This window comes from Nonomuraea insulae (assembly GCF_042656245.1).
The window spans coordinates 159,239-169,367 of record NZ_JBHSPA010000003.1; the positions used below are offsets into that span (position 1 = coordinate 159,239).

Genomic DNA, 10,129 nt, shown 5'->3' on the forward strand with positions numbered 1-10,129 from the left:
CGCCGGATCGGGGAGATGTCAGACTGTCGCCTGCTCCCGGGTCCACTCCTGCTCCTGCCAGGCAGGGTCCAGCGGGGTGTGGGCGATGTGGTTGGTGTAGTTCGACAGCGTCTTCATCCCCACGCCCAAGATGATGTCGAACACCTGGCGGCGGGTGTGCCCGGCGGCCAGGAACGCCTCGATCTCGGCGTCGTCCACCCAGCCGCGCTGGGCGACGATGAGCTGAGTCAGCCGGCGGACCGCCTCCAGCCCGGCGTCCTGCACAGGCTTGCCCGCGCGCAGATCCTCTACCACTTCGGCGGGTACCCGTGCCTTGAGCGCGAGCGTGGAGTGCGCGGCCACGCAGTATTCGCAGCCGTTGGCCACGCTGGCGGTGATCAGCACCACCTGCTTGGCCGCCAGGGACAGTGACGACTTGCCGAACTGCTCGGCCAGCGCGTTGTAGCCGGCCAGCAGTTCCGGCGATTCGGCCATCACCCCGTTCAGCGTGGTCACGAATCCCATGCGCTTCTTGGCCGCCTCCAGCATCGGCCGGGCGGCCTCGGGGGCGTCGCTTTCGTCGTAGGTACGGAAACCGCTCATCATCTCTCCTGTGCAGTGGTGAAAGCGTCAAGGACGGCGCGCACGCCCGCCAGCAGGACGGCGGCTTCGGCGCCGGCTCGCGAGCGCAGGTTGACCGCATAGGCCTGCAGGGTCAGTGCTTCGGCTGCCCCCTCCACATCCAGGCCGGCCCGGAGCTGGCCATCAGCACGCGCCGCCTGGAGAGCGGCGCGCATCGCCGCCCGCAGCGCGTCGTGGTGGCGATCCAGAATCGTGCGGATCTCCGGCAGTTCGCCGCCCGCCGCGGCGTGGGTGTTGGTGACCAGGCATCCCCAGCGGGCGTGTTCGCCCGAACACCGCGCCGCCACCAGCCGCTGGAAGAACGCGGCGATGGCCGGCACGCCGCGCGTGTCGGCGGCCAGGGCCTCGAAGACTGGACGTGACTGCCGCTGCAGGTAGCGCTCCAGCGCGGCCGCCTGCAGCTGTGTCTTGCCGCCGAAGGTCGCATACAGGCTGGAACGGCTGAGCCCGCTCACCTCGACGATCTCGGCGATACCGGTGGTATCGGCCCCGCGCTGCCAAAACAGGCGCACCACTCGATCCAGAGTCACGTCGGGATCGAAGTGCTTGATGTCAGGCACTGCGCCGCCTCCTATCTTGGAACACTCATTCCAAGATAGGAGGCGGCCCGGCCCCGGCGCAAGCCCTGCAGCATCCCGCCCGGGCGCGGCGTCCGCCTCATGGACGTATGGCAGGTGTGACGAGAGTCCCGTCGGCCGGGGACTCCGAGGCACTCGGTCAGTATGCGGCCCTTCGCCGTGTCTCAGTCCTCGTCGTAATAAGCGCAACGACCGTGGCTGTCCAATCTGACTTCCTGGAGGAAGAGCAGGGAGATCACTTGGCTGGTCGCTGCCATGGAGGAAGAGCACGACTTGGTTGCCGTAGATGTGAGTGGGCGCTGGAGCACGGGCCAGCGATCCAAACGCCAGATCGGCGGGTCATCCGGGCCTGGAAGAAGGCGCGAAGGAAGGTTGAGGCAGGCCGCCGCGAGGCACTCAGGCAACGAGTAAGGCCGCCTCCGATCTACGGAGGCGGCCTTCTACCTGCGGCGATACTGTCGGGGTGGCGGGATTTGAACCCACGACCTCTTCGTCCCGAAGCAATTCAAACTCTAGTTCCTATCGGCGGAGCATGACTCGTGACCTGCGCTGGGGGTGCTGCAGCGTCCACCGGTGTTCGTGATCGTCCGCGTTGGTTGTCACGCAGACTGTCACGCACAGAGGTGGCCGGACAGGTGTAGCGAGTCGAAAGCCGCGCGAGAGGATATTCAGGAGCCATGCTTGCCCCTCCACTGGCAAACTGCAGTCGTGGAAACGGGCCTGCCCAAGGACTTGGGCAACGTGTCGCGCGAGGTTCAGGAAGCAACTCGCGCTCTGATCCGGAATCTGAGCCTCGCCGTCCCTCCAAGCGAGGCCGCTAAGCGGCACGGCAACGCTTTCATGCCGGTCACTCTCAGTCAGTGGAGGGCCGTCCTCATAGATGCGCGTCTCATTGAGCAGTGGTGGCGGATCAGATCAACGTTGGAGGACCTTGTTCCGTTGGCGTCCGCCGCGCGGGAGGTTGTGAGCAAGCAACTCCCGAGATTGGCGCGCGAGCTGAGCACACGTGGGGCCACGTTCGTCGCCGTCATGGCGGAGATTGCCCGCTTCAAGCCACCTGGCACCGGTACACGTGAAGGCAAGGCCGCAGATGACCTTGCCGTTTCAGCTCTTCGCTCTGTGCATGACGCGATCGAGTGCCTTGGGCAGGGATGGGACGCTGCGGCGTGGTTGGCGCTGTGGACATCTGCCCGCGAGGGCGACGCTGCAGCTGAACGGCTCAATGATGCACTCGCCTCGCCAATCGACGAACAGGAGGATGCGTATGAGCGCGTTCTAGGGCTATCGACAGCTGATGTAAGGCAAGGAAGTGGTTTAACATCAAGGGCCCGGATCGCGGCCGCCTGGGCGCGAGATCCGCGCGGCCTTGATCGAAGACTGCACCGTCAGATGCGCCATTTGATCGATGAGTCATTGCCTCTCACCGGTGAGCTCCGCCAACACCTAACCATTCTCGCGGCGTCTGATCGCCCGCTGATCGCACATCGCGCCGTGATGCACGCTCGTGATCTAGTCACCAAGAATTTGAAAGCTGATTTGGAACGCACTCGCGCAGTAATAGCGCGGCACGTGCAACGCGAGCCCTTGATGTTGTCGGCATTTCAAGGACTCGTGAATGCGTGGAAAACGTACCGTGCGGCGACGTTCGAGGGAGACCAGGTCAGGCCACTTGCGGATCTCTATAAGGTGATATCGGAAGGCGACGTTAAGTTGACTTCTATTGCGGTCTTGCAGTTGCTTGGCAGGCAGATACCACCTCGAGTCACCCTCAGCACGATCGCTGACCTATTGGGGGCAGAAAAGAGCGACCCTCTCTGCTCGATGCTGGCTGCAGTGGTGCTTCCCGAGTGGCGTAACGCAATCGCGCATGAAGAATTTCATTGGGATGCCTCGCAAGGAAAGGTCATGCTCGGCGACCAGGCGGTAGAGCTCGATGAAATGCTGGACACGGCTCTCCAGGCTCGGACTATATGCCAAGGTTTTGAGATAGGTGTCGCTGTTTCTTATGCGCAGAACTCGCAGATGAACCCGTGGCAAGTGGATGAGAACAACGAGGTGACCAGATGCCTCGACATGCTTCAGGTCATGGGTGAGGTGGGCCAGCCAGTATTGGATGTCCAGAGGCGAGGAACGTGTATGTATATGCAAGTGCCCAACCTCTCCGGCGGAACAATGCGGACTCTGCTGCGCGCCCTTTTGAGGGCCGCACAGGTAGACAAAGGGATAACGAGGTGGGAGCTTCGGCAGGAGGCTGAACGTCCAGTCCTATGCATTGATCAGAGCGCGATTCAGGTTGCTCTCAACCTCGCCGATGGTCTGTGGGGAACGATCGACCCTTTGTTTTTCGTGGAGCTACCTCTGATCGCGCATGCCATGAAAAATGCAGGGGAAGTAGCAGACGTAAGCGCCACCACTGTCCTGTGCCTCGCGGCGGCGCATGTGGCGGGAGAGCGCGACCGGTTGGCGGGCTTGCTTGCTGTCGGAGCTGAACCGGCGAAAGCTGAACTGCTAGAAGCTGCTGGACATGTTTGTTCTGGCCTCCGAGCCGCTGCAGTGTTTATTGCCGAAGAAAATGCCGATAGGCGCGTGGAGAGGTTCGTGCAAGTTCTTGCTGGCGAGTGCCAGTGGCTCGCGACAGCGCCTCCTCCCGCCCTCATCCGGGCATTCCTTCCGGCTGAACGCGTCTTGCGACGCCATGCTCCGGCTCGCGTGCCTTGGATCGGTTCTCAATCCATGCAAAAGCGCTGAAACACTGGGGGCAGCCGAGGGCAGTGTTCCAGCAGTACTTGGGGACAGTACGGCAATCACAGTCTCGGAGCTGTCCCCGCTGGCTCCGTGGATATTCGCACTTCAAGCGAGGGTGAGGGACAGCGGGGACAGCAGAGACACTGGCTACAGCTTCGAGCCCGACAAGAACTCGTTGATCGCCTCAGAACCGGGAGCGCCTGCCATCGCTAGGTCGTGGGCGATGCGGCGAAGTTCGGTCACGGCGTAGGCATTGAGCGCCGTGGCATCCGGAGTGACATCCAGAGCCGTGGCGACTGCGGCTTCGGCGTCGCCTTGGATGACCTGGGCGCGGGCGAGGCAGGCTCCGTACCAGGCTTTGTCCCGGCGGTAGTGGTCAGGCAGTTTGGACAGGCCGCGTTCGAGGTAGCCGGCGGCGCGGCGGCCGTCGCCGAGTTCCAGTTCGGCCATGCCGCGTTGCATGAGGAACCAGCCCTCGTCGTAGAAGTACATCCAGGGTGGTTCGTCGTCGGGGTGTTCGGCGGCGGTGCGGATGAGGTCTTCGGCTTCGGCGAGTCGGGTGCGGGCTTGGTTGGCTTCGCCGAGTTGGGCGTGGCCTCGGCCGGCCATTTGGGCGGCCATGCCTTGGACGCCGTGGGTGGTGCGGCCGTCGTGCCAGCGGGAGGCTTCGGCCAGGCGGATGCAGCGGGGGGCGTCGCCGAGGCTCCAAGCTTGGTGGGCGCGCATGTTGAGGGTGGTGGAGGCGAGGCAGGCGTCTCCGGCTTCGATGGCCCAGGCGTGGGAGCGGTCGTACCAGGCCAGGGCGGCGGCGTGCCGACGAGAATCGTGGCACATCCAGGCGATGAACTGGGCGTACTGGGCCAGGACGGCGACGGCCCGGTCGGCGAGTGGGCCCCGGGCGCCTCGGGCGAGGTCGGCCACGGTGGACAGCTGGGCGTGGATGAGGGGCAGGAGGGGGCGGCTGCCGATGGTGTCCTCGACGCGGCGGTGTTCGGCCAGGCAGTGTTCCAGCCATTGCACGGTGGCCAGATCGACGCGGGAGGGGTGTTTGATGGCGCGGGTGATGCGCTCATACAGGTCGGCGTCGGGCGCGAGCGTTGGGAGAGCCAGGGTGGGGACCGGCTTGATCACGGTGCCGAACAGTTGGTCTTCGGTCAGGCCGAACGCCTTGCAGTAGAGCGTGGTGTAGAAGGCGTCCGGGCGGTGCTCGCCGGTCTCGTGGCCCCGGATGCGGCGGATGAGGTTCGGTAGCTCGGTCAGGGGCTTGTCGGAGGCCTTGATCAGCTCACGGGCCAGGTCGCGTTGGGACCATTCGCGGGTGGTGCGCGCGGCGAGCAGGCGGGTGGCCCAGACAGGAACCTCTGGAGCGTCGTCGTTCATCCGGTGCACCTCCGGGGGCAGGCGGACACGGGGGCGGACAGCAAGGCTCGCCTCTCAGTGTCCTCTACTGGCGTGGCAGAACGCGTGGCTCTGATGTAGTCGTGCACTTCGACACCGAGGGTTTCTACTCGTGGACGGCTTCTGACGACGACGGCCGGGGATCGTGCGGCATTACCGGGGAGCTTGAGCGCGCCGCCGTGCTGTTGCGGCAGGCGCTGGAGTCGTTAGGGCCGGGTACCACGGGCGTGGTGCAGGTCGTGCGTCTCGACCGCTACGCATCCGACCCCTCCTACATCTACGGCGTGACCCTGTTGCGCGTGTGCCGGGAGAAGGCCGTCGCTGCCGCCGAGTGAGGCCGGCGGATCCGTACGACAGATCAGCTATCGCGGAGGGCGGCGTGCACATGCGCCGCCCTCCGCGCGTAAACGGAAAGCACGTCATGTACGCATGGGAACCGCACGTCCCATCCAGCTCGCGCCCGGTCCGGGTCATGGAGACCTCGTGTTGCGGCGAGTACGAGTGGTGCTGCGAGGCCGGGCTGTTCTTCGTCCTGCGCCACACCAAGAGGAACGGGTATGAGGAGACCGGCCGGGGCCGCCACGCCACGGCTCGCCTCGTCTGGGCCGCGCTCGTGAGCACCCACAACCACAAGAGACGCGCCTCCTGAAGACGACCCGCCTGGGTCACCGCTCGGCCTGAACAGTCGCCGCGACGATGTTGTCCACCTTCGTGGGAACGGCCTGCCGTTGGAAGCAGGCCCCCGAGTCACGTCCCGCCACCTCCACCGTCCGGACGTGCGCGAATCCCTGCTCCAGGTAGTAGCGCTGCAGCCCGTGATTCGTCTTCCACACGTCCAGCCGGAGCCAGGGGAACCCTCGCTGGGCGGCCTGGTCGACCGACCAGTTCACGATGTCGGCCCCCAGCCCCTCACCGGCACGGTCGCGGGCCAGGAGGAGTTTGTACAGGTACAGGGCCGGTCCATCGGCGTCCGGGTCCCAGAAGTCGAGGTCAGGCCGGGTGTTGAGGGTGACCGTGGCGATGGTCTCGTCGTCGTGCTCGAAGACCCAGGTCTCGCGGTTGGCGATGTTGCGGTGGATCTTCTGTCGGCCGATGTCGTCCCACTTGGCCGTCCACTGCTGGATGCCGCGCTTGACCAGCCAGTCTTCGGACTCGGCGCGCAGCTCAATGACGCGCTCGGTGTCGCTCTCGACGGCGAGACGGGCCGCCAGGACGGGGCGCTCAGGCATCGCTGCACCCCACTTGGTAGATGTACTTCGACCCATTCCCCGGCCTGATCTGGTGCAGCACCAGGACCGGCTTCCCTGAGGTGGTCAACGTAGTCCGCACCACTTCGAGCACGGCCATGACACCGGCCAGTTGCAGGCGGTCCGTCTCCTGGCGAGAGGCGATGCGCGGAGTCAGCTCGTCGATGTGGTCGCGCATCGGGCATCCGAGGTCGGCGAGGACCTGGGCCGTGTTGACGCTGTTCGGCTCCATGATCCCGGTGTCCTTGACGAGGTTGTACGCGTAGTAGGAGTCGGCCAGTGACTCGGGTTCGTTGGCCGGCTGATCCGGGCCTGGCCCGATGTAGCGGACGCGGCTACGCACCACGATGCGTTCGCTTTCCGGGATGCCCAGCCGCTCCGCGATCGGTGTTCCAGCCACCAGGTGGCTGCCGGACAGGATGCTCACGCTGATGGTCTGGCGATGGGAGTAGCCGGCGGATTCGACGTCCGCCGTCCAGCCGTCGGTCTTGACGTTCTCCAGGCGCTTCGGGTCCTGCCACTTCGTCATGTGCCAGGTCATGCACAGCGACTCGCGGACGTAGAAGCCCTTCTTCGGTACGGCCACGACCAGGCCCTCACCGATCAGCGCCTGGTAGGCGTGTCGCACGCTCAGCGACGACACCTGCTCTTGCTCCATGAGTTCTGACGTGCTGGGAAGCCTGTCCCCCTCGGCGAACTCGCCGCTCAGGATGGCCTGTCGTAGGTCGTCGGCGATCCGTGCCGACACGTCCCCGCGGAGCGCGTCGCGCCGCCTCTGGCTGGGCATGTTGGGCCCCTCTCGATCTCCTTGTTTAAACAAGTATGCCAGAGTGGTTGACGGGCCTTGTTCGCCTTGTTTAAATAAGACGCACCAGGGCATGATCAGCCCAGCTGACCAGGCCAAACAACGAAGAAGCCGGGATGCGGTCCCTAGTCGCCAAACCAGTCCCGCACCCCGGCGCCCCTTCAAGAGAGGTGTCTTCATCATGACCCACGGGTCCAAGACCATGCAGGTCGTCCCTGACGACCTCACCGAGCCCATCCAGTGGTTCTGTCTCATGTGTGACGGCGTGGAGGAGTCCGCGCCGGGTGCCGAGCCGCCGTCGCCGTCGATCTGCCCCACCTGCATCCGCCTCGCCCTCGTCCAGTCCCTGCGGGCGCTGGGGGTGAAGCTGTGAACGACCAGCACACCGACCAGTACGAGGCCGACGACGTCGCCGATCTGCTGGACGACCTGATCAACGCCGAACCGGCATGCGACTCCACCAAGGCCGTGCTCTTCACCGGCCCCGACATCGAGACCGACGAAGAGCGATGGGTACGGGAGGCGACCGCCAAGGCCATCTGCCAGGCGCGCTGCCCGGCCCGCGCCGCCTGCCTGTCCTACGCCATGGCGCTCGACCCGGAGGAAGGCGTCTGGGCGGGCTACACCGCAGAAGAGCTGAGGGACGTACGTCCGCTCCTCACCTTCCTGCCGCGCCGCCACGCGAACGAGGTGGCGTGATGACTCGCTTCCGCTGCCTCGACTGCGGCCAGCGCTCCGCCAGTGTCATCGGCTGCCGCCGGTGCGGCACCGCGACCGGCCGCCGTATCCAGCTCTGCCCCGCCCACGGCGCGTCCTGCGCCCCTGGATGCCGGGCCTGCCGTATCCGGTCCCGGCACGAGGAGCGCTGATGTCCCGCATCCGCGCCGCCTTCTGGGATCGGACCAGCAGCCGCCACAGCATCCTCACCCATCCATGGCGGATGGCCCCGCCGCACGCCGACACCCACCACTACCAGCCCGCCACCGCGCGGACGGAGGAAGCCGCATGAGCCACATCGCCAACCCCGACCAGCCCTTCGAGCCGAGTCCGGAGGAGATGGCCAGCGCCCTGGCCGACCTCGAACATCTCGCCAACCAGCACATCGCAGCCGCTGTGCCGTCCCAGCCGGTGGCCGGCGGTGAGACCAAGCGCGTGCGCAAACTGCGTGCGGAGGTGGCCGAAGCGCACCTGCTGACCGACCTCCAGGACGACGACGCGCCGCTGCTGCTGGACACGGCCAAGGTGCGCAAGCGCCGCAAGGCCGCCCAGGAAGCCGCGCGACTGCACGCGCTGGCTCAAGACCCCGACATGCGCGCCTGGCAGGCCGCCCGGATGCGACGGCTGCTGGTCACCGCCGCTCTTGTCTCGCTCACGCTGGCGCTGGCCTGGTCAACGGCCGGGGTGCAGCACTTCGCCGCCGACGGCGCGCCGCCCTGGTCTCCGGCCTGGGTCTTCGCCTGGCTGGTCGAACCGTTCCTGTCCCTGGCCCTGCTGGTCGTGGTCGGCGCCCGCGCCTACCTCGGCACGCGAGGCCAACCGCTCAACGACCGCAAGCTCGTACGGAACGAAGGGCTGTTCCTGGGGCTCACGCTCGCCATGAACGCCTGGCCCTACCTGCCGCTGGTGGCCGCCGACTTCTCCCTGTCCCGACTGGTCCTGCACATCCTGGGACCGATCGTGGCGGTCGCCGTCGTCACCGCACTGCCGATCATCCTGGCCGCGTTCGCCAGCCTCGACCACCGCCCGTCCGGTACCCCTACCACCCCGTCGTACAGGGCAAATGCGGCCACCGTCGACAAACTGACCGCTCACGCCCGCCACCTGATCGGGACCGGTCAGCTCTCCGTCGACTCCGGAGCGGACAAGTTCCGCCGCGCCTTGGGGTGCGGGATGGATGCCGCCCGCGCCGTCCGCGATGCCCTGCGCAGCAACCCTGCCTGAGAGGAGGACGCCATGCTGACCTTCGCCGTCATCGTCACGGCCATCTGCCTGGCCATCCTGGGGGCCATCTTCATGCGCATCGTGGTGACCGGCCCGCGCGTTCGGGCTGAGATCCACATGGCTTTCCAGACCCGTTCGACCAACGCACAGGGCGCGACCTCATCCGCCAAGACTCCGGTCGCGCCCTGCAACCCCGCCCGCAGGTACGCACACGAGGTGACCTCATCATGACCCAGAACTCGCACGAACCGGAAAATCTGTCCAGCGACGACCCGCTGACCGATCTGAACGGTCTCCCGTTCGCCGACCGGTCCACGACCGCGACGGTCGAGACCGGCGGCCAGGTGGTGCCGCTGGACAGCCGCCGCAAGCGCGCCTCTGACGACGACACTGAGACCGCCGCCGAAGACGAGTTCTTCGACCGCGAGACCATCGCGATCGAAGACACGGTCCTCGGACCTCCGGTCGACCCGCCGGACGACGACGCCGCGCCGTACGCCACGCAGCAGACCCAACGCCGTGCGCCGATCATCCCCGCCACGCTCCGCTCCTGGCGCGGCATCCGCGTCATGCTCGCCTGGCAGGCCAAGGACGCCGGGTACGTCATCGGCTACCACGCCGTCCGCTCACCCAAGTACGCCGCCAAGACCACCCTCTACGCCCCGGTCGGCTTCTTCCGCGCCACCGGCAAGCTCCTGCACTGGGCCACGGCGGAGGAAGGCAACTGGGCGCTGCGCCAGTACGCCGCCGACCGCAACGACCCGGAGACGTGGCTCAAGCTGGACAAGCAGCGC

General features: G+C 66.3%; 14 protein-coding genes. 9 read left to right on the forward strand and 5 right to left on the reverse strand.

What is annotated here, in order from left to right:
- Positions 1-18 precede the first annotated feature (18 nt).
- Entirely contained in the window at positions 19-582 is a 564-nt protein-coding gene (locus ACFPZ3_RS01285) for a carboxymuconolactone decarboxylase family protein (protein ID WP_379512030.1), read from the reverse strand.
- Positions 582-1,181, reverse strand: a complete 600-nt coding sequence (locus ACFPZ3_RS01290) for a TetR/AcrR family transcriptional regulator (protein WP_379512031.1) — start codon at positions 1,179-1,181, stop codon at positions 582-584. The genes ACFPZ3_RS01285 and ACFPZ3_RS01290 overlap by 1 nt, the downstream gene beginning before the upstream one ends.
- 1,047 nt (positions 1,182-2,228) lie before the next feature.
- Here ACFPZ3_RS01290 and ACFPZ3_RS01295 point away from each other — a divergent pair.
- Positions 2,229-3,947: a hypothetical protein gene (locus ACFPZ3_RS01295; protein WP_379512032.1), complete on the forward strand. Its 1,719-nt coding sequence runs from the start codon at positions 2,229-2,231 to the stop codon at positions 3,945-3,947.
- A 144-nt stretch (positions 3,948-4,091) separates the two neighbouring features.
- Here the strand turns inward: ACFPZ3_RS01295 and ACFPZ3_RS01300 are convergent, their stop codons facing one another.
- Positions 4,092-5,324 (reverse strand): XRE family transcriptional regulator, encoded by a 1,233-nt coding sequence (locus ACFPZ3_RS01300; protein ID WP_379512033.1) that lies wholly within the window; start codon positions 5,322-5,324, stop codon positions 4,092-4,094.
- 101 nt (positions 5,325-5,425) lie between these two features.
- On the opposite strand from ACFPZ3_RS01300, the gene ACFPZ3_RS01305 reads away from it, so the two are divergent.
- Entirely contained in the window at positions 5,426-5,677 is a 252-nt protein-coding gene (locus tag ACFPZ3_RS01305) for a hypothetical protein (protein WP_379512034.1), read from the forward strand.
- An 86-nt stretch (positions 5,678-5,763) separates the two neighbouring features.
- A complete protein-coding gene (locus tag ACFPZ3_RS01310; RefSeq protein WP_379512035.1) occupies positions 5,764-5,991 on the forward strand; it encodes a hypothetical protein in 228 nt (75 codons plus the stop codon).
- Positions 5,992-6,007: 16 nt separating this feature from the next.
- On the opposite strand, the gene ACFPZ3_RS01315 is transcribed toward ACFPZ3_RS01310, so the two are convergent.
- Together ACFPZ3_RS01315 and ACFPZ3_RS01320 are read right to left on the reverse strand one after the other, a co-directional pair.
- The gene (locus tag ACFPZ3_RS01315) at positions 6,008-6,571 is read right to left on the reverse strand and encodes a GNAT family N-acetyltransferase (protein WP_379512036.1); all 564 of its coding nucleotides are present in this window, start codon (positions 6,569-6,571) and stop codon (positions 6,008-6,010) included.
- A complete protein-coding gene (locus ACFPZ3_RS01320; protein ID WP_379512037.1) occupies positions 6,564-7,376 on the reverse strand; it encodes a GntR family transcriptional regulator in 813 nt (270 codons plus the stop codon). The genes ACFPZ3_RS01315 and ACFPZ3_RS01320 overlap by 8 nt, the downstream gene beginning before the upstream one ends.
- 199 nt (positions 7,377-7,575) lie before the next feature.
- Between ACFPZ3_RS01320 and ACFPZ3_RS01325 the strand changes: the two genes are divergently transcribed.
- From ACFPZ3_RS01325 to ACFPZ3_RS01350, 6 genes are all read left to right on the forward strand, one after another.
- Complete coding sequence (locus ACFPZ3_RS01325; protein ID WP_379512038.1) at positions 7,576-7,767, forward strand: hypothetical protein; 192 nt, start codon at positions 7,576-7,578, stop codon at positions 7,765-7,767.
- The gene (locus ACFPZ3_RS01330) at positions 7,764-8,093 is read left to right on the forward strand and encodes a WhiB family transcriptional regulator (RefSeq protein ID WP_379512039.1); all 330 of its coding nucleotides are present in this window, start codon (positions 7,764-7,766) and stop codon (positions 8,091-8,093) included. Before ACFPZ3_RS01325 ends, ACFPZ3_RS01330 begins: the two co-directional genes overlap by 4 nt.
- A gap of 169 nt (positions 8,094-8,262) precedes the next feature.
- Complete coding sequence (locus ACFPZ3_RS01335) at positions 8,263-8,403, forward strand: hypothetical protein (protein WP_379512040.1); 141 nt, start codon at positions 8,263-8,265, stop codon at positions 8,401-8,403.
- Positions 8,400-9,335 (forward strand): hypothetical protein, encoded by a 936-nt coding sequence (locus tag ACFPZ3_RS01340; protein WP_379512041.1) that lies wholly within the window; start codon positions 8,400-8,402, stop codon positions 9,333-9,335. Before ACFPZ3_RS01335 ends, ACFPZ3_RS01340 begins: the two co-directional genes overlap by 4 nt.
- A gap of 12 nt (positions 9,336-9,347) precedes the next feature.
- The gene (locus ACFPZ3_RS01345) at positions 9,348-9,566 is read left to right on the forward strand and encodes a hypothetical protein (RefSeq protein ID WP_379512042.1); all 219 of its coding nucleotides are present in this window, start codon (positions 9,348-9,350) and stop codon (positions 9,564-9,566) included.
- The coding region (locus ACFPZ3_RS01350; RefSeq protein WP_379512043.1) for a hypothetical protein at positions 9,563-10,129 on the forward strand (567 nt) is incomplete at its 3' end. The genes ACFPZ3_RS01345 and ACFPZ3_RS01350, both read left to right, overlap by 4 nt.